Genomic DNA, 19,434 nt, shown 5'->3' with positions numbered 1-19,434 from the left:
GCGCCGGCCTTTTTCTCCGGGAAGCGAAGTCGGCTGCTCCGGCACACGATCAACTGCATGCGTGGATTCCTGGCTTCTTCGATCGGTGTCGCGGCCTCCGCCGCGCTCGTCCTTCCGCTCTCACTGTCCTCAGGCGCCATAGCCGCGCCACCACGAGTCATAGCGGCGCCGGACGTACCCGGCTCCACTCAGTCACTGCCGCTGACAGCCGTCGGACCGACGTCGTCCGACCGTTCGCGCGGACCTGCCGCCGAGCAGCGGCTCCCTGAACAGGACGTCAGACCCTTCTCCCTCATCGGCGTCGTCTGGGACGATGTGCACGCCGAACTGCACGGCTCGGTCCAGGTGCGCACCCGCGCGGTCGGCACCGGCGCGTGGTCGGCCTGGCAGGACGTCGAGACCCACAACGACGACCACGGCGCCGACCCCGGCACGGCCGAGGGCGAGTCCGGCAAGGTGCGCGGCGCCACGGCCCCCCTGTGGGTGGGTGCTTCGGACGGCGTCGAGGTACGCGTCCGACCCGAGACCGCGGAGCCGGTCCCGCTGCCCGAGGGCATGCGCGTCGAACTCGTCGACCCCGGCGAGGACCCCGCCGCGTCGGACCGGGTGGCCCAGGGTGGCAGCTCGGCGGCCGGCACCGTACTTCCCGCGCTCAGCGCGGAGGAGACAGTGGCTCAGGTGCGGGACCAGGCGCAGGCCGAGGTGAAGGCGGGCATCGCCGACGCGACCGACGCGACCGACGCGACCGACGCGACGGAGGTGGACGCCGCCGGAGCCGCCGCCAAGCCCTTCATCGGCCCGCGGCCGCGCATCATCACCCGCAAGGGATGGGGTGCGAGCGAGTCGCTGCGCGAGAAGACCTTCGTCTACACGAAGACCGTCAAGGCGGCCTTCGTCCACCACAGCGCCACCGGCAACAGCTATACGTGCAAGCAGGCGCCCTCAGTCCTCCGCAGTATCTACCGCTACCACGTCGTGAGCAGCGGCTGGCGCGACTTCGGCTACAACTTCGCCGTCGACAAGTGCGGAAACATCTACGAAGGCCGGGCGGGAGGCGTGACCAGAGCGGTGCTCGGCGCCCACACGCTGGGATTCAACACGAACAGCATGGGCGTGGCCGTACTCGGCACGTACAGTCGCTCCACCCCGCCGGCGGCCGCCGTGACCGCGATCGCCCGGCTGACCGCGTGGAAGATCGGGCTGTTCAAGGGCAACCCGAAGGGGAAGGTAACGCTGACGTCCGGGGGCAGCGGCAAGTACAAGAAGGGCAAGAAGGTCAGCTTCAACGTCATCTCCGGACACCGCGACGGGTTCCTCACCGAATGTCCGGGAGCCCGCCTCTACAGCAAGCTCGGCACCGCCCGGAGCGCCTCGGCCAAGCTGCAGGGACGTGCCTGACGGGGAACGTGCCGCCCACTGCATACACTGGCCGGTCTCGAACGACTGATCACGCCCGGCCCGGACAGGAAGCAGAGACGACACGGTGACAGAAGCGATCCTCCTGGTCGGCGGCAAGGGCACCCGGCTGCGTCCCCTCACCGTCAACACGCCGAAACCGATGGTCCCGGCGGCGGGTGTCCCCTTCCTCACCCACCAGCTGGCGCGGGCGCGGGCGGCAGGTGTCGAGCACATCGTGCTGGCGACCTCCTACCTCGCCGAGGTCTTCGAGCCGTACTTCGGCGACGGGTCCTCGCTCGGCCTCCACCTGGAGTACGTCACCGAGGAGGAACCCCTCGGCACGGGCGGCGCGATCCGCAACGTCGCCGACCGGCTGCGGTCGGGGCCGGACGAACCGGTGCTCATCTTCAACGGCGACATCCTCACCGGCCTGGACATCGGCGCGCTCGTCTCGACGCACCGCTCCTCGGGCGCCGATGTCTCGCTCCATCTGACCCGTGTGGAGGACCCGCGGGCGTTCGGTCTGGTGCCGACGGACCCGAGCGGCCGGGTGACCGCGTTCCTGGAGAAGCCGCAGACGCCGGAGGAGATCGTCACCGACCAGATCAACGCGGGGGCCTATGTCTTCCGGCGTTCGGTCATCGACACGATCCCGTCGGGGCGGCCGGTCTCGGTCGAGCGGGAGACGTTCCCGGATCTGCTGAGCTCCGGTGCGCATCTCCAGGGCATGGTCGACTCCACCTACTGGCTGGACCTCGGCACGCCCCAGGCCTTCGTCCGCGGCTCCGCGGACCTGGTCATGGGCCGCGCGCCGTCGCCGGCGGTGCCGGGTCGCTGCGGTGACCGTCTGGTGCTGGAGTCGGCGACGGTGGCGGCGGACGCCAAGCTCACCGGCGGCACCGTGGTGTGCGAGGGAGCGACCGTCCACCCCGGAGCCCGGGTGGACGGCAGTGTGGTTCTGGCGGGCGCCGTGGTGGAGGAGGGCGCTGTGATCTCCGCCTCCCTGATCGGAGAGCGCGCCCGGGTCGGGGCGCGCACCGTCCTGTCGGACACGGTCGTCGGCGACGGCGCGACGGTGGGCGCGGACAACGAACTGCGTGACGGTGCGCGGGTGTGGTGCGACGCGGTACTGCCCGCGGGAGCGGTGCGGTTCTCCTCGGACCAGTGACGAGGGCCCGCCGCTGAGGCGGGTGAGACCGGGCCGGCACCGGGCCGGGTCGGGCAAGGCCCCGCCGCGTCAGGCGCGGGCCCGTACGCTCATACACCGTGGCAGGACGATTCAACCCGACGACCCCGACGACGGCGACCCGCACCACGGTGCGCGGCGGTCACACGGCCGTGCCCACCGGCGCCGTCCCGGCACAGGTCTCCGCCTCCCGCACCCGTCGCTGGACGCCGCCCTGGCCCCTCGACCTCGGGCTCGTCCTCGGTCCGCTGCGGCGTGGCCCCGGCGACCCCGCGTTCCGTGTCACGCCGGACGGATCGGTGTGGCGTGCCTGCCGGACACCCGCCGGCCCCGGCACCCTGCGCGTGGCCCTGCGGGGCGGCGCCGCGGAGGCCGAGGCGTGGGGCGCCGGAGCGGAGTGGCTGCTGGAAGGCCTGCCCGACCTGCTCGGCGCGCAGGACGACCCGGACGTCTTCGTTCCCCGCCACCGGCTCGTGGCCCATACCCACCGCCGCCGACCGGGTCTGCGGCTCACCCGCACCGGACTGGTCCTGGAGTCGCTGATCCCCTCGATCCTCGAGCAGAAGGTCACCGTGGAGGAGGCGTACCGCGCCTGGCGGCTGCTCGTACGGAAGTACGGTGAGCCCGCGCCGGGGCCCGCGATGCGCCTGTACGTGACACCGGAGGCCCGCACCTGGGCGCTCATCCCGTCGTGGGAGTGGCACCGCGCGGGCGTCGACAACAAGCGCGCCTCCACGATCCTGCGCGCGGTCAGGGTGGCCCGCCGGATGGAGGAGGCAGCGGCCATGGAGCCCGAACAAGCGCGCGCACGGCTGGAGTTGATCCCGGGCATCGGGCCCTGGACATCCGCCGAGACCGTGCAGCGCAGCAACGGCGCACCGGACGCGGTCACCACCGGCGATCTGCATCTGCCGCGCATCGTCGGCTACGCGCTCGCGGGCGACCGCGACGCCGACGACGCCGCGATGCTCGAACTCCTCGCCCCCTACGCGGGCCAGCGCCACCGGGCCGCCCGCTTCATCCTGCTGAGTGGCCGTACGCCTCCGCGCCGCACCCCGAAGATGCCGCGCACCGACATCGGCAAGCTCTGACCGACGGCCCCGGGGAGCGCCCGTCCCCGGGGGAGCGCCTGCCGGTGCCGCTCCCGGCACGCTCTGTAGGTACCCCCACGCCGCGTCGGCCGCAAGCCCTGGCAGCCCCGCTACCAGGACGTCCGGCCGCCTTGCGGCGGCACGCACCGGACGCTCCCCCCACGCCCTGCCGGCGTGGGCCCCACTCCTCAACGAGCGAACACGCCCTGAGGGCTGTCCCGTCATCGCCGGTTGATCAGCGCGCGGCGTCGGATGCGGTGCTGTCGTCGTGCGCCCGCTGGGGATCGCGGGACAGCCCTCAGCGCACCTCGACGAACGCGGCCGACTCACGCGCGGGCCGGTCCTTCGGCGGTGCCGCCGCGTGGCCCACCGCCACCGCGCCCATCGGGTCCCAGTCCGCGGGCAGGTCCAGGACCTTGCGGACGACGTCACGGCAGAACATCGTCGACGACACCCAGGCCGAGCCGAGGCGTTCACCGGCCAGCGCCACCAGGAAGTTCTGCACCCCCGCGCCCGTCGCGACCACGAACATCTCGCGCTCCGCGGCGTCGCGCCGCGGGTCGCCGTAGTGGTGCGAGCCGTCCATGACCAGACACGGCACCACGAGGTACGGCGCACGGCGCAGCACATCGCCCCGGCGGACCCGCTTCGCGATCGACTCCTCCGACTTGCCGTCCCGTCGCAGGTCCTCGATCCACGCGTCCTTCATCGCGTCGAGCAACGCGGTGCGCGCGGCGGCGGATTCGAGCAGGACGAAGCGCCACGGTGTGGTGTGGTGCGGCGCCGGCGCGGTGACGGCGGCGGCCACGGCACGGCGCACCGCACCCGGGTCGACCGGCTCGTCGGTGAACTCGCGTACCGTGCGCCGCTGGGCGACCGCTTCCCGTACCGCCTCGGAGGTGCCGAGCCGGAACATGTCGTCGGCGGGGGAGCGCACCAGCGCGCGGGCGCCGTCGCCCCCACCGTCAGCGTCGCCGACCAGATGGGCGAGTCCGCGCACGACGGCGACCGGCAGCCCTTCCGCCTTCCCCTTCACCAGGTCGCCGGCGGAGGCGAGTTCGTCAGCGGTGGCGACGACGGTCGCGCTCAGCGGATTGCCGTGGGCATCGGTGCCACCGCGCAGATCGTCGAGCACGCGGACACCCGCGGCGCCGATGGCGACATCGGTGAGCCCGTTGCGCCACGGCCGTCCGAAGGTGTCGGTGACGACGACGCCGACGTCCACGCCGAGCGACTCACGCAGTCCCTCGCGGAGCGCCCGCGCCGAGGCGTCGGGGTCCTCGGGCAGCAGCAGCACCGTGCCGGCAGGGGTGTTGGAGGCATCCACCCCGGCGGCGGCCATCACCAGGCCCTGCCGGTTCTCGACGATGCGCAGCGGGCCGCGCCGGGCCACCACCCGTACCGTCTCCGCGTCGATCGCGGCCTCGCGGTCGGTCGCGGCGAGGATCCGCCCCTCGGCCTTGCTCACGATCTTGGAGGTGACCAGCAGGATGTCGCCGTCCGCGAGATCCGGCGCGGCGGCGGCCACCAGGGCGGCGAGGTCGTCGCCGGGGCCGACCTCCGGCAGCCCGGGCACGGCCCGGACCTCGAACCTCACGCCCGTACCTCCTCGGCCAGGGCCAGCGCCTGACGCGCCATCTCGGCGGTCGCGTCGGTGTCCGTCATCAGCAGCGGCACGGCACGGCAGCGGATGCCCGCCGCCTCGATCTCGCCGACCGTGCCCGCGTCGACGGTGTCGACGAGCCAGCCGTCCAGCAGACCGGAGCCGTAGTGCGAGGCCACGGCGGCGGCCGTCGCCTCCACGCCCACCGCCGCGAGCACCTTGTCGGCCATCCCGCGCACGGGTGCGTCCCCGACGATGGGGGACAGGCCCACCACGGGCACACCCGCGTCGGCGATGGCCTCACGGATGCCGGGTACGGCGAGGATCGTGCCGACGCTGACGACCGGGTTCGACGGCGGGAAGAGAATGACGTCCGCGGAGGCGATGGCCTCCAGCACGCCCGGTGCGGGCTTGGCCTGGTCGGCGCCGACGGGCACGACGGCCTCCGCGGGCACGGAGGCCCGCAGCTTGACCCAGTACTCCTGGAAGTGGATGACCTTCTTCTCGCCGTCGATCTCGACGGCGACATGGGTCTCGACGCGGTCGTCCGTCATCGGCAGCAGCCGCACGCCGGGGTTCCAGCGCGCGCAGAGCGCTTCGGTGACGGCGCTGAGCGGATAGCCCGCCGCGATCATCTGGGTGCGGACGATATGGGTCGCGAAGTCGCGGTCGCCGAGGCCGAACCACTCGGGTCCCACGCCGTACGCGGCCAGTTCGCTCTTGACCTGGAACGTCTCGTCCGTACGCCCCCAGCCCTGCTCTTCGTTGATGCCACCGCCGAGGGTGTACATCACGGTGTCGAGGTCGGGGCAGACCTTCAGCCCGAACAGATGGATGTCGTCGCCGGTGTTCCCGATCACCGTGACGTCCGCTTCGGGCGCGGCCTGCAGGAGACCACGGAGGAAACGGGCGCCGCCGATGCCGCCGGCCAGAACCACAATGCGCATGGCCCCAGTCAATCAGGCGCGTACGACGTCCTGGGCCGCCGGGGAGGACTGGCTCGGGTGCATCGGCATTTCGGTCAGACCCGGGTAGTAGACGTGCAGCGAGACGGCCGGCTCGAGCGAGTCGTTGATCACTTCGTGCGCATAGCCCGGCGCGAACACCCGCTGTGCGCCCGCCCCGAGCGAACGGGAGGTGCTCTCGGTGCGCTCGGTCAGTTCGCCCTCCAGCACGGTCAGCACACCGGACGAGGGTCCGTGGTCATGCATCCCGCTGCCCTGGCCGGGCACCCACGACAGCAGCCACACCTCGTAGCCGGGGCCGGTGCGCAGCAGGTGGTACCAGCGGCTGGTGGCGTCGTACTCGACGAGGTGGGCCCACTGCGCGCGGTCGGCGGCGACGGAGCGGGCGAGCCCGACGAAATCGGCGACAGTGGCCGGGTGCTCACGGGCAGGCTGGAGAAGGTGCTGTACGGCGAGGATGTCGCCGGCGATCTGGAGGTCGCTGTCGCTGTTCATGGTGTGCGGTTTCCTCGGCAGAGAACGGAGCAGTGCTGGGGGCTTCGCGAGACAGGGGTGACGCGGCATGCGGAAGGAACGGCATGCGGGGAGTCGCTGGAGCGCTAGGGCATCAACAGCTGGAACAGCAACAGCGCGCCTGGACAGCGCTGCGGAACCCACGGAGGGGGGTCGCGTAGTGCGCTGAGGTCGCTGGCATGTCACCAAAGGTGCCGGGTCGGCGTCTTTGATGTCAACTCAATGACCGATTTGGCGGCAATCTTTCACCTCATCCGGTTACTGCGCACGGAGAAAGGTTTGTGCACCCAGGGCCTGGGAGACATGGCGCAGCAACCGCGCTCGCAAACGCCGCTGCGGTCCTGTGACCGGACTGTGATCCGGATCGCTTCACCGGCTCGATCGCAACAAGATCGAACCCCGCGGCGTCTTCCCCGGTAAGGGGGGAAGGCGGTGGTTGGAGCAGGCCGCTGGCATGTGTCAGATTTTTGGTGATTTGAACACTTTCCGCATAGCCTTGGTTCCGCAGAGTGAATACGGGGCCCAATAGCAGATCTCGGCTTGACTGGCCCGGATCCACACACTTGTAATTTCACTCGTGTCGTTCGGCCGACATCGATCAAACGGCAACATCACGGGGACGCAAAAGACAGACGAGGGGCGCACATGACCGAGCTGTTCGAACAACTGCTGGTCGAGGACGCGGACGAGGAACTCGGCTGGCAGGAGCGCGCGTTGTGCGCCCAGACCGATCCCGAGTCCTTCTTCCCCGAGAAAGGCGGCTCCACGCGGGAGGCCAAAAAGGTCTGCCTCGCCTGTGAAGTCCGCTCCGAATGCCTCGAGTACGCCCTTGCCAACGACGAGCGATTCGGAATCTGGGGCGGCCTGTCCGAGCGCGAGCGGCGCCGGCTGAAGAAGGCCGCCGTCTGAACACCGAGCGAATATCCCGGGTCCGACCAGCCCTCACCCGACGGAACAAGCCTCACGGTCCGCCGCCTGCACCCGTATCGCAGCCGGCGGACCGTTCGTGTGTCCGGCGCACCCCCGGTGTCCGGGGCCGTGCAGGCACTTCGCACCCCAGCGCATTTTCCTACCGTTAGTGTGGGGCCCCGTCCGAGACGCTCCAACGCCCCATCGGGGGCGACCCCCCGGCCGGAGGGCCCGTACCTCAATGTCCGCCACCACAGCCGCGTTCGCCTCAGCACATCCGCCGGAGTTCCCGCGGCACGTCGTCACCGCCGTGCTCGTCTCCCACGACGGCGCGCGCTGGCTCCCCGACGCCCTTGCCGGACTCCTCGGCCAGGAGCGCCCCGTGCAGAACGTCGTCGCCGCCGACACCGGCAGCGCCGACGACTCCGCGCGGCTGCTCACCGAGGCACTCGGCGCCGACCGCGTCCTGCACCTGGCACGCCGCACCGGCTTCGGCACCGCCGTCGACGAGGCCGCCCGCACCGCGGGCGTCCTCACCCCCGACGACCTGCCCTATCTGAAGCGGCCCAGCGGCTGGGACCCGGTCACCAGGACCTGGCGCGACGAGACGTACGAGATGCCGGAACTGCCGTACGGCGAACCGGTGCAGTGGCTGTGGCTCCTCCACGACGACGCGGCGCCCGAGCCGGACGCCCTCGCCGAACTGCTGCGCGTCGTCGACTCCGACGAGTACGCGGCCGTCGTCGGGCCCAAGCTCCGCGGCTGGTACGACCGCAAGCAGCTGCTGGAGACCGGCGTCTCCATCGCCAACAGCGGACGCCGGTGGACCGGACTCGACCGGCGCGAGCAGGACCAGGGCCAGCACGACCAGGTCCGCTCCGTACTCTCCGTCTCCTCCGCCGGCATGCTCGTCCGCCGCGACGTCTTCGAGGAACTCGGCGGCTTCGACCGCCGGCTGCCCCTCATGCGGGACGACGTCGACCTGTGCTGGCGCGCGCACTCCGCCGGCCACCGTGTCCTCATCGCCCCCGACGCCGTGCTGCGGCATGCGGAGGCCGCCGCCCGCGAACGCCGTACCGTCGACTGCGCGGGCCGCTCCGTCGCGAGCCCCCACCGCGTCGACAAGGCCGGGGCCGTCTACACACTGCTCACCAACGCCCGTGGCGTGACGCTTCCCTACGTCCTGCTGCGCATCGTCCTCGGCACGCTGCTGCGCACCCTCGCCTATCTCGTCGGCAAGGTGCCCGGCCAGGCCGTCGACGAGGTCATGGGGCTCTTCGGCACCCTGCTGCGACCCGAGCGCATCATCGCCGGCCGCCGCAGAAGAGCGAACGGCCGAGCCGTCGAAGCCGCCGAACTGCGCTCCCTTTTCCCGCCGACCGGCGCCACCGTCCGTGCCACGGTCGAGCAGGTGGCCGGCCACTTCGGCGCCGGCAAGGACTCCGACGCGGGCGGCTCCCGGCACGGCGCCGTCGAGTCCGGCCCCGGTGGTGACGACGCCGACTACCTCGAGATCGAGCAGTTCGCCCGGCTGAAGAAGATCGCGGGCAGGCCCGCGCCGGTGCTGTTCGCCCTCCTTCTGATCGTCTCCGTCGTCGCCTGCCGCGGGCTCTTCGGCGGCGGATCGCTCGCCGGCGGCGCCCTGCTGCCCGCCCCCGCCGACGTCTCCGACCTCTGGTCGCGCTACGCGGACGGCTGGCATCCCCTCGGGACCGGCGGCACCCAGACCGCACCGCCCTATCTGGGCATCCTCGCGGGCCTGTCCACGCTGTTCCTCGGCTCCACCGGATTCGCGCTCACCGTGCTGCTCGTCTGCTCGGTGCCGCTCGCCGGTCTCACCGCGTACTTCGCCTCACGGCCCATCGTCGAGTCCCGGCTGCTGCGCGCGTGGGCGGCCGTCGCCTACGCCTTCCTGCCCGCGGCCACCGGAGCGCTCGCCACCGGGCGGCTCGGCACCGCGGTCCTCGCGATCCTGCTGCCCCTCATGGTCCGTGCGGCCGTCGCGGCGCACGGCCTGCGCGCGGGCGCCGGCTCCGGTGCGCGCGGCAGCTGGCGCGCGACCTGGGCGTACGCCCTGCTGCTCACCGTCACCACGGCGTTCACGCCCGTGGTGTGGCTGATCGCGCTGGTCCTCGGGATCGGCGTCCTCGTTCTGCGCCGCAACGACATCACGGCCTACGCGCTGCGTCTCCTCGCCGCCGTGGGCACCCCGATGCTCGTCCTGGCGCCCTGGTCGCTGACGCTGCTGACCAGCCCCTCGGCCTTCCTCCGCGAAGCCGGACTCGACATCGGCAGCGGCAGCGCGTCGGCGCTCGACCTACTCGGTATCAGCCCCGGCGGTCCGAAGGCGGGCGGCGGGCTCCTGCTGATCGGCATCGTCCTCGCGGCTCTGGCCGCGCTGCTGCGCGAGCAGCGGCAGTTCGCGGTCCGCACGGCCTGGGCCGCCGGGCTCGTCGGGCTTCTCTTCGCGGCCATGGCCAACGGCTCCGGCTGGGCCGGACCCGCCACCCTCGTCTACGGCATCGCCCTGCTGTCGGCGGCCGTCCTCGGCGCGGAAGGCGGCCGGACACGCGTCGCCGCCCAGAACTTCGGCTGGCGGCAGCCCGTCGCCGTGCTCATCGCGCTGGCCGCGGGCATCGGCCCGGTCGTCGCGGCCGCGGGCTGGATGATCGGCGGCGCCGCCGACCCGCTCACCCGGCGTGACCCGGTTCAGGTGCCCGCGTTCGTCGCCGAGGAGAGCGACACCCGGGACCAGCCGCGCACCCTCGTCCTCGGCGGCACCTCGCCCGCGCAGGTGCCGTACACCCTCGTACGGGGCTCCGGCGGCCGGCTCGGTGACGCCGAACTGGCCGAGGCGGGTGGCAGTGACGCCCGCCTCGACAAGATCGTCGCCAATCTGGTCGCCGGCTCCGGGGCCGACCAGACCAGCCAGCTCAGCGGCTTCGCGATCCGCTATGTCCTCGTCCGCGACGGAGCGCCCCGGCAGACCAGCCGCGTCCTGGACGCCACCCCCGGGCTCAGCCGTCTCAGCCAGCTCGACGGCAGCGCGCTGTGGCGCGTGGACCGCCAGGTCGCCCGCGCCACGATCGTCACCGGCAAGGGCGACCCGCTGCCCGTGGCCTCGGACACCGTCGAGGCACACACCAAGATCCCGTCGGGCGGCGAAGGGCGCGTGCTGCGCATCGCCGACCGGGCCGACGACGGCTGGCAGGCCACGCTGGACGGCCGTGCCCTGACGAAGACGACCGTCGACGGCTGGGCGCAGGGCTTCGAGCTGCCCACCGAGGGCGGCCGGCTCGACCTGACGTACGAGGACTCCGCCGCCCACACCGGCTGGATCTGGGCGCAGGCCTTCCTCGCCCTGGTGCTCGTCGTTCTCGCCCTGCCCGGCCGGCGGGCGCAGATCGACGACGACCTGCCGGACGAGGCCGTCGCCGTACCGGCCCAGCCGGTGGACGGCGAGGGCCGCCGGGCCCGCCGCCTGCGCGCCCAGGCGGAGGCCGAGGCGGAAGCGGAGAACGAGGGGGAACAGCCCCCGAACGCCCCGCCCGTCCCGGCCACGGCTCCCGGCACGCCGGAGGACAACGGCCACTACGCCGACCCGTACGCCGAGCCCCCGGCGGAACAGAACGCCTTCGACCGGCAGCCGTACGCGGCCGTCCCCCAGCAGCAGTACGGCGAGTGGGACGGGCAGCAGACCTACCCGGAACCCGGCTACAGCCCCGCGTACGGCCAGGACCCGTCCCCCTACGGCAGCGACGGCAGCGACGGCACCTACGGCAACGAGCAGTACCAGCAGCCGTACCAGGCCGACCCCTACCAGGCCGATCCGTACCAGAACGGCGGTTACGGCGAGGGCGGCCAGTACCAGGGCGGCCGGTACGCCGAGGGCCAGTACGCCGAGGGTCAGTATCAGGACGGCCAGTACGGGAACGAGCCGTACGCGGACGGCCGGCAGTACCCGGAGGGTCAGTACCCGCAGGGTCAGTACCCGGACGGGCAGTACGAGCCCTACCCGTACGAAGGCGAGCAGGACCGGCGCCCCGGACCGAACGGCAACCACGGCAACACGACGCGAGGCGAGTCAGAGTGAAGCGCACGACCATCTCCCTGCTCGCCACCGTCACCGCCCTCGCCGCGGTCACCGGATTCGCCTCCCTGAGCGCCCCCGGCGGCACCGAGGAGAAGGAGGCCACGGCCGCGGCCCGGCTCCCGGTGGAGCGCTCCAGCCTGCTCTGCCCCGCGCCGAGCAGCTCCGAGGTGGCCGAGACCGAGTACTCGTCCTTCACGCCGGCGGGTAAGGACGGCGGGGCCAAGAGCGGCACGGCCGTGCTGAAGCCGTCCAGCGCGGTGCTCGCCGACCCGGAGACCGTGCCGAAGAAGGCGCCCGCCAAGAAGCCCGGGCCCGCCAAGCCGCTGCTCACCCTGAAGGAGCCCGGCAAGCCGGTCGGGGCGAAGGTGAGCGGCGGGGACGCGGCGGCGCTCGTCGGCACGGCCACCGGCCGTTTCGCGCCCGGCTGGAGCGCCCAGCAGACCACCACGGTCACCGCGGGCGGCGCGCGCGGCCTGCTCGGTGTCGGCTGCACCCCGCCCGACACCGACTTCTGGTTCCCCGGTGCGTCCACCGCCGAGGAGCGCCAGGACTACGTGCACCTGACCAACCCGGACGACACCCCGGCCGTCGCCGACATCGAGCTCTACGGCAAGGACGGAGCGCTCAAGACCACGCTGACCGAGGGCATCCCCGTGCCCGCCGGATCGAGCGTCCCCGTGCTGCTGTCCACGCTGACGTCGCAGCCGTCCCCGGACGTCACGGTCCATGTCACGACCCGCACGGGCCGGGTCGGCGCCGTGGTGCGGGCCGCCGACGAGAAGGCCGGCAGCGACTGGCTGACCGCGTCGGCGGACCCCGCCGGCACCGCAGTGCTGCCCGGGATCCCCGCCGACGCCACCTCCGTGCGGCTGGTGGCCTTCGCCCCCGGTGAGGACGACGCGGACGTGAAGATCCAGCTCGCGGCTCCCGACGGCGCGATCGTGCCGGCCGGCCACGAGACCCTGCACGTGAAGTCAGGGATGACCGCGAGTGTCGACCTGGCCGACGTCACCAAGGGCGAGGCCGGGTCGCTGATCCTCAGCCCGTCCCAGAGCGGCCGGGCGACCCCGGTCGTGGCGGCGCTGCGGGTCGTCCGCGGCAAGGGCGACAAGCAGGAGGTCGCGTTCATCCCGGCCACGGCGGCCGTCGGGGCGCGGGCGACGGTCTCCGGCAACCCGGCCAAGGGCGCGACGCTCTCGCTGACCGCACCCGGTGCGGCGGGCGAGGTCAAGGTCACCGCGTCGGCGGGTACCGAGGGCGGCACCCCCGCCGTGAAGACCTACAAGGTCAAAGCGGGGACGACGACGGCGGTCGTGCCACCGGTGCCGACCGGTCTGAAGGGCACGTACGCCCTGACGGTGGAGACGGTCTCGGGCGGTCCGGTGCACGCCTCGCGCATGCTGGCGCTGCCGCAGGACGGCATCCCGATGTTCACGGTGCAGACGCTGCCGGACGACCGGGGGACGGTGGCGGTGCCGAAGGCGCGGCAGGACCTGTCGGTACTGGACGACTGACAGGGGGCGTCTCGGCGGCTCAGGGAGGCGCGGGTGTCGCGACCGACGGCGGTTGACCGCTGTGCGGGGTGCCGGCGCTCAGGAGTCGGGTGAGCGCAGCACCCGCAGATGGCCCCGGCGGGCGACCTCCCGTGGGTCGGCCGTCCGTCGGCCGTTCTGCGCCTCGGCCGCTCTGCCCTGAGGGCGCGCGGCTTCCCGTACGGCGTTGGCGAGCGCTTCGAGATCGTCGCCGCTGGGGCGGGACGGGGCGGAGCCATCGGTGAGCCGCACCACCTCCCAGCCGCGCGGGGCGGTCAGCCGCTCGCTGTGTTCCGCACACAGGTCGTAGCAGTGGGGCTCGGCGTAGGTGGCGAGCGGGCCGAGGACCGCAGTCGAATCGGCATAGACGTACGTCAGTGTCGCGACGGCAGGGCGGCCGCACGCGGTGCGCGAACAGCGACGTACAGGGCTCACGACGTTGGACGGTACCGCACTCTTGAGCGGGCTGCGACGACTCTCCACCAGGTCACTCCACCGTGTCGTGGTACGACGCCCGCTGCGAGGGCGTCTCGGGCAACTGGCCTGACCTGCGCGGAAGGAGAAGCGCCGGGACGGCGACCACCCGTGATCCGGTCATGACTTGGCGTAAATGAGGTCAATCACGACGTCGCCGACGATCGCCGGACGGCCCGCAAGCGGGCCGAAGGATCGCCGGAACGCTCACATTGCGACATCGTGCCTCCTCGGCGCGGGCGCGCGATCGCCGCCCGCCCCGGAGAGCTACCCTGCGTCAGTGATGGACAGTCCTGTACCGCCCCCACCGATCGAGCCGCGGCCACGCCGTCGCGACCGCCATGGTCGCGGGATGCGCGGACCCGTCGCGCCGCCCCAGGTGCCGCTCGCGGCGAGCCGGGCCGAATCGTTCCGTGACCTGGTGCAGGACTCGATGGAGCGGTTGGAGCGGCGCTGGCCGCAGCTGGCCGAGGTGGACTTTCTGGTGCTGGACGTGCCGGGAGCGCCGGACGAGGCGGTACCGCTGGGCGCCTCGGCCCCCGCGGACAAGGGACGGCCCGCCCGGATCGTGGTCTACCGGCGTCCGGTGGAGATCCGTACGAAGAACCGCGACGAGCGCGCGCTGCTGGTGCACGAGGTCGTGGTGGAGCAGGTCGCGGAGCTGCTCGGGCTGGCTCCGGAGTCCGTGGACCCGCGGTACGGGCAGGACTGAGCACGCTGTCCGGGCGGGGCTGAGCACGATGTCCGGGCAGGACTGAGCCCGCTTCCGCCGGAGGCCGGCCGGCCGCCCGCGGATCCACACCCCTGCCGACCGCGCATCCACCCCCTGCCGGGCGCCGGATTCCTTGAAAGCCGAACGAATCCCTGTGCGGACCATTGACCTCCGCTTGTCGGGGACACGACCATTCCTGGGTCGGTGAGAGATCGCTTTCCGCATCACGGAATCCGGAGGTAGGTCTGTCGTGTTCGTGCAGGACCTGGAACCCGTCGGCAACTCGCTTGCCCTGTCCGCCCTCGTCGCCGCCCTCCCGCTGGTCACCGTCCTGGTGCTCCTCGGTGCCGTACGCATGAGAGCCCACCTCGCCGGACTGATCGGCCTCGCCGTCGCCGTGCTGGTCGCCTGGGCCGCCTTCACGATGCCGCTCGGCCAGACCCTCTCGGCAGGGGCGCAGGGAGTGCTCTTCGGGCTCTTCCCCATCATGTGGATCGTCGTCAACGCCCTGTGGGTGTACCGGATGACCGTCCGCACCCAGCACTTCGACATCCTGCGCCGCTCCTTCGGCCGGCTCTCCGACGATCCGCGCATCCAGGCGCTGGTGATCGCCTTCTGCTTCGGGGCACTGCTCGAAGCGCTCGCCGGATTCGGCGCCCCCGTCGCCATCTGCTCGGTGATGCTCGTCGCGCTCGGCTTCGACCCGGTGAAGGCGGCGGTCGTCTCCCTCGTCGCCAACACCGCGCCCGTGGCCTTCGGCGCCATGGGCACCCCCGTGGTGACACTCGCCCAGGTCACCGGCCTGCCGCTGGACACGGTCGCCGCGGTGGTCGGCCGGCAGACCCCGCTGCTCGCCCTCGTCGTACCGCTGGTGCTGGTCTTTCTCGTCGACGGGCGGCGAGGGCTGCGGGAGACCTGGGTGCCCGCGCTCGCCTGCGGAGTCGCCTTCGCCGTGGCCCAGTTCGCGGCGGCCAACTACGTCTCCGCCCAACTCGCCGACATCGCCGCCGCCTTGGCGGGCGCGGCCGCTCTGATCGCCGTACCGGGCGCACGCAGGCCCGCCGAGGAGCCGGTGCGGGCGGCCGTACTGACCGGCGTGCGCAGCGAGGAGCTCGACCGCGAGGACCCCCGCCGGGAGGTGGTGCGCGCCTACGCCCCGTACGCGCTCATCGTCGTGATCTTCTCGATCGCCCAGATCCCGCCGGTCAAACGGCTGCTCGCGCAGGCGACGCAGATCTTCGACTGGCCCCTGCTGCAGGTGGCGGACCCGGACGGGAAGCCGGTCGGCGCCAATGAGTTCACCCTGCCGTTGATCGCCACCGGCGGGACGCTGGTGCTCCTGGCCGGGGCGCTGACCGCCGTCGTCCTCGGCGTACGGGCGGCGGACGCGGCGCGCGAGTGGGGGGCGACCGTGCACGAGCTGCGGTTCGCGATCCTCACGGTGATCTCCGTCCTGGCACTCGCGTATGTGATGAACCTGTCCGGGCAGGCCGCCACCATCGGCCAGTTCGTCGCCGCGGCGGGTGCCGGGCTCGCGTTCCTGTCGCCCGTACTGGGCTGGTTCGGCGTCGCCGTCTCCGGCTCGGACACCTCCGCGAACGCGCTCTTCGGCGCGCTCCAGGTGTCGGCGGCACGCGAGTCCGGACTGTCGCCGGAACTGCTCGCGGCGGCCAACAGCTCCGGCGGAGTGCTCGGCAAGATGATCTCCCCGCAGAATCTGACGATCGCCTGCGCGGCCGTGGGGCTCGCGGGCAAGGAGGGCGATCTCCTGCGCAAGGTGCTGCCGTGGAGCCTGGGACTGCTCCTGGTCATGTGCCTGATCGTGACCGCGCAGAGCACCGCGGTACTGGGATGGATGCTGCCTTAGTTTGTGCGGGTAGTTTGGTGCGACCGCAGAGACTTTCAGGAGGCTGGCCCGTGACCGCTGATCTGTCACAGATCGTGAAGGCGTACGACGTCCGCGGGGTGGTGCCGGACCAGTGGGACGAGGCGCTGGCCGAGCTGTTCGGGGCCGCCTTCGTGCAGGTGACGGGCGCGGACGCGATCGTCGTCGGCCATGACATGCGCCCCACGTCACCCGGGCTGTCGGGCGCCTTCGCCCGCGGCGCGGCGGCCCGTGGCGCCGACGTCACCCTGATCGGGCTCTGCTCGACGGACCAGCTGTACTTCGCGTCCGGGCACTACGACCTGCCCGGGGCGATGTTCACCGCCTCCCACAATCCCGCGCAGTACAACGGCATCAAGATGTGCCGGGCGGGCGCGGCCCCGGTCGGCCAGGACACCGGTCTCGCGGACATCCGCGCGCTGGCCGAGCAGTGGTCGGCGGAGGGCGCCCCGGCCCCGGCGGCCTCGCCCGGCACGGTGACCGAGCGGGACACCCTGACCGACTACGCCGCCCACCTGCTGTCGCTCGTGGACCTCTCCGCGATGCGCCCGCTGAAGGTCGTCGTGGACGCCGGCAACGGGATGGGCGGCCACACGGTCCCCACCGTCTTCGCGTCCCTGCCCCTCACCCTCGTCCCGATGTACTTCGAACTGGACGGCACCTTCCCCAACCACGAGGCGAACCCGCTGGACCCGGCGAACATCGTCGACCTCCAGGAACGCGTCCGGCTCGAAGGCGCCGACCTCGGCATCGCGTTCGACGGGGACGCCGACCGGTGCTTCGTCGTCGACGAGCGCGGCGAGGGCATCTCCCCGTCCGCGATCACGGCACTCGTCGCGGCGCGCGAACTGGCGAAGCACCCCGGCGGCACGGTGATCCACAACCTGATCACGTCCTGGTCGGTCCCCGAGGTCGTCCGCGAGAACGGCGGCAAGCCGGTCCGCACCCGGGTCGGCCACTCCTTCATCAAGCAGGAGATGGCGCACACGGGAGCGATCTTCGGCGGTGAGCACTCGGCCCACTACTACTTCCGCGACTTCTGGAACGCGGACACCGGCATGCTCGCGGCCCTCCACGTCCTGGCGGCGCTCGGCTCCCAGGACGGTCCGCTCTCCGCGCTCGTCGCGCAGTACGACCGCTACCGCGGCTCCGGCGAGATCAACTCCACGGTCGCGGACCAGGCGGGCCGCACCGCGGCGGTGAAGGCGGAATTCACCCAGCGCCCCGGCGTGACGACGGACGACATGGACGGCCTCACGGTCTCGGCCGACGACTGGTGGTTCAACCTCCGCCCCTCGAACACGGAACCGCTGCTGCGCCTGAACGTGGAGGCACGGGACGAGGCGACGATGGCAAAGGTGCGGGACGAGGTCCTCGCGCTGGTGCGGGAGAGCTGAGGCGCGAGTCCGGGTCTCGGCGTACGTGCTCGGCGTACGTGCCCGGCTTACGTGCTCGGCGTACTCGGCGTACACGAGGGGTGCGGCACGGTCGGGCGGTGCGCGCCGGGTGGGTACGAGACGCGGCGCCCCGCACGGCGGCCATGAGCCGCCGAGGGGTGGCGCCCGTACGCGGCCCGTTCCCTCACCCCCAGAACGCGCCGCACCCCACCCCCCGGCGGTAGGCTGACGTGGCCCAATCCGCATGACCGCGACCGCGTGTTCGGCGACCACCGCACCGGTCCGCCCCCGAAGGGAACCTCACACATGCCGCTCGAAGCCGGTCTCCTGGAGATCCTCGCGTGCCCGGCCTGCCACGCACCGCTCAGCGACAGCACGGCGGAACAGACCCCCGAGCTGATCTGCACCGGCAAGGACTGCGGCCTGGCCTACCCCGTACGCGACGGCATCCCCGTCCTTCTCGTCGACGAAGCACGCCGCCCCGCCTGACCCACCACCGCACGGCGATCGGAGACCCCATCCCATGCTCGACGAGTCGCTCCTCGACGATCCGGAAGCCCTGGCCCGAGCCGATCGCCGAGGACTGCTCCGTGGCGCCGCCGAGGCCGGGGCGCGGGTCCGCACCGCCGCCCGGCACGCCGCAGAGGCCGGCATCTCCGAGCTGAAGCCCGAGGGCCGCCCCCGTGCCGTCCTCGTCGCCGGCCCCGGACACGCCGCCACCGGAGTCGCCGATCTGATCGGCGCACTCGCCGGTGCGTTCGCCCCCGTCACCCGCCTGCATCCCACCGGTGTCGCACCCGCGGCCGGTGCGCTGCGCTGGGCGCTCCCCGGCTGGGCCGGCTCGGTGGACCTGCTGCTCATCGCCACCACCGACGGCAGCGAACCGGGTCTCGCGCTCCTCGCGGAGCAGGCGTACCGCCGGGGTGCCACCGTCGTCGCCGTCGCCCCGCGCAACTCCCCGCTCGCCGAGGCCGTCGACGGTACGCACGGCATGGTCGTCCCGATGGCCACCGCCCCGCACGAGCTGTACGAGGAGACGCAGGCCGCGAGCCCCGGCGCGCTGTGGGCGCTGTTCACCCCGCTGCTGGCCCTGCTCGACCGGGTCGGACTGCTGGAGGCCCCACCGGAGATCCTGGAGAAGGTCGCGGAACGTCTGGACCGCACGGCCGAGCGCTGCGGCCCCGCGATCGCCACCTACAGCAATCCGGCCAAGACGCTCGCCGCCGAGCTCGCCGACAGCCTTCCGCTGGTGTGGACGGAAGGCGGGGGAGCAGCGCCGGTGGGCCGCCGGTTCGCCGCCGTACTGGCCGAGCTGGCCGGATGCCCCGCGCTCGCCGCCGAACTGCCCGAAGCGCTCCCCGCGCACGGCGGGCTCCTCGTCAGCGACTTCGCCGCCGGCGCCGACCCGGACGACTTCTTCCGTGATCGTGTGGACGAGCCGCAGGCGTTGCGTGCCCGGGTCGTCCTGCTGCGCGACCGGCCCGTCGGCGGACTGACCGCGGCTCCCGCGGCGCGTGAACTGGCGCTCGGCCACGACACCCCCATCAGCGAGCTCGAACCCGAGGAGGGCTCGGAACTCGAATCGATCGCCGAGCTCCTCGCCGTCACCGATTTCGCCGCTGTTTACCTGGCGCTCGCGGCGCTGGGCCACTCTGCGTAGCACCAGCGCACCGCGG

General features: G+C 72.5%; 15 protein-coding genes. 11 read left to right on the top strand and 4 right to left on the bottom strand.

Features of this window, described 5'->3' with window-relative positions; genetic code table 11:
- The first annotated feature begins 57 nt into the window (after positions 1–57).
- The 3 genes from OHA05_RS14085 (at position 58) to OHA05_RS14075 (ending at position 3,675) form a co-directional block, all read left to right on the top strand.
- A complete protein-coding gene (locus tag OHA05_RS14085; protein WP_328860755.1) occupies positions 58–1,398 on the top strand; it encodes a peptidoglycan recognition protein family protein in 1,341 nt (446 codons plus the stop codon).
- A gap of 85 nt (positions 1,399–1,483) precedes the next feature.
- A complete protein-coding gene (locus tag OHA05_RS14080) occupies positions 1,484–2,566 on the top strand; it encodes an NDP-sugar synthase (RefSeq protein ID WP_313945979.1) in 1,083 nt (360 codons plus the stop codon).
- 98 nt (positions 2,567–2,664) lie between these two features.
- The gene (locus OHA05_RS14075; protein ID WP_328860754.1) at positions 2,665–3,675 is read left to right on the top strand and encodes a DNA-3-methyladenine glycosylase family protein; all 1,011 of its coding nucleotides are present in this window, start codon (positions 2,665–2,667) and stop codon (positions 3,673–3,675) included.
- A 298-nt stretch (positions 3,676–3,973) separates the two neighbouring features.
- Here OHA05_RS14075 and OHA05_RS14070 read toward each other — a convergent pair whose 3' ends face one another.
- Genes OHA05_RS14070 through OHA05_RS14060 form a run of 3 tightly spaced genes read right to left on the bottom strand, consistent with a single transcriptional unit; the run spans position 3,974 to position 6,738 of the window.
- The gene (locus OHA05_RS14070) at positions 3,974–5,272 is read right to left on the bottom strand and encodes a coenzyme F420-0:L-glutamate ligase (RefSeq protein ID WP_328860753.1); all 1,299 of its coding nucleotides are present in this window, start codon (positions 5,270–5,272) and stop codon (positions 3,974–3,976) included.
- On the bottom strand, positions 5,269–6,225 hold the full coding sequence (cofD, locus tag OHA05_RS14065) for a 2-phospho-L-lactate transferase (RefSeq protein ID WP_327683606.1): 957 nt from the start codon (positions 6,223–6,225) through the stop codon (positions 5,269–5,271). Before cofD ends, OHA05_RS14070 begins: the two co-directional genes overlap by 4 nt.
- 12 nt (positions 6,226–6,237) lie before the next feature.
- Positions 6,238–6,738: a cysteine dioxygenase gene (locus OHA05_RS14060; RefSeq protein WP_313945983.1), complete on the bottom strand. Its 501-nt coding sequence runs from the start codon at positions 6,736–6,738 to the stop codon at positions 6,238–6,240.
- Between the two features lie 663 nt (positions 6,739–7,401).
- On the opposite strand from OHA05_RS14060, the gene OHA05_RS14055 reads away from it, so the two are divergent.
- From OHA05_RS14055 to OHA05_RS14045, 3 genes are all read left to right on the top strand, one after another.
- A complete protein-coding gene (locus OHA05_RS14055; protein WP_023541320.1) occupies positions 7,402–7,665 on the top strand; it encodes a WhiB family transcriptional regulator in 264 nt (87 codons plus the stop codon).
- A 241-nt stretch (positions 7,666–7,906) separates the two neighbouring features.
- Positions 7,907–11,758 carry a glycosyltransferase family 2 protein gene (locus OHA05_RS14050; RefSeq protein WP_328860752.1) on the top strand — a complete coding sequence of 1,284 codons (3,852 nt, stop codon included), beginning with the start codon at positions 7,907–7,909 and terminating at the stop codon, positions 11,756–11,758.
- Positions 11,755–13,272 (top strand): DUF5719 family protein, encoded by a 1,518-nt coding sequence (locus tag OHA05_RS14045; RefSeq protein WP_328860751.1) that lies wholly within the window; start codon positions 11,755–11,757, stop codon positions 13,270–13,272. Before OHA05_RS14050 ends, OHA05_RS14045 begins: the two co-directional genes overlap by 4 nt.
- Positions 13,273–13,350: 78 nt before the next feature.
- Here OHA05_RS14045 and OHA05_RS14040 read toward each other — a convergent pair whose 3' ends face one another.
- Positions 13,351–13,773, bottom strand: coding sequence for a DUF3499 domain-containing protein (locus OHA05_RS14040; protein ID WP_313945986.1), 423 nt, complete (start codon positions 13,771–13,773; stop codon positions 13,351–13,353).
- 274 nt (positions 13,774–14,047) lie between these two features.
- On the opposite strand from OHA05_RS14040, the gene OHA05_RS14035 reads away from it, so the two are divergent.
- From OHA05_RS14035 to OHA05_RS14015, 5 genes are all read left to right on the top strand, one after another.
- Complete coding sequence (locus tag OHA05_RS14035) at positions 14,048–14,476, top strand: metallopeptidase family protein (RefSeq protein WP_313945987.1); 429 nt, start codon at positions 14,048–14,050, stop codon at positions 14,474–14,476.
- A gap of 250 nt (positions 14,477–14,726) precedes the next feature.
- Positions 14,727–16,343: an L-lactate permease gene (locus OHA05_RS14030; protein ID WP_328860750.1), complete on the top strand. Its 1,617-nt coding sequence runs from the start codon at positions 14,727–14,729 to the stop codon at positions 16,341–16,343.
- A 50-nt stretch (positions 16,344–16,393) separates the two neighbouring features.
- On the top strand, positions 16,394–17,758 hold the full coding sequence (locus tag OHA05_RS14025; protein ID WP_313945989.1) for a phosphomannomutase/phosphoglucomutase: 1,365 nt from the start codon (positions 16,394–16,396) through the stop codon (positions 17,756–17,758).
- A 306-nt stretch (positions 17,759–18,064) separates the two neighbouring features.
- Entirely contained in the window at positions 18,065–18,247 is a 183-nt protein-coding gene (locus OHA05_RS14020) for a Trm112 family protein (RefSeq protein ID WP_313945990.1), read from the top strand.
- A 34-nt stretch (positions 18,248–18,281) separates the two neighbouring features.
- Positions 18,282–19,418 (top strand): SIS domain-containing protein, encoded by a 1,137-nt coding sequence (locus tag OHA05_RS14015; protein ID WP_328860749.1) that lies wholly within the window; start codon positions 18,282–18,284, stop codon positions 19,416–19,418.
- The last annotated feature ends 16 nt before the right edge of the window (positions 19,419–19,434 follow it).

The organism is Streptomyces sp. NBC_00306 (assembly GCF_036169555.1).
Taxonomy (GTDB): Bacteria; Actinomycetota; Actinomycetes; order Streptomycetales; family Streptomycetaceae; genus Streptomyces; species Streptomyces achmelvichensis.
This window is presented reverse-complemented; position numbering and strand designations above follow the sequence as displayed.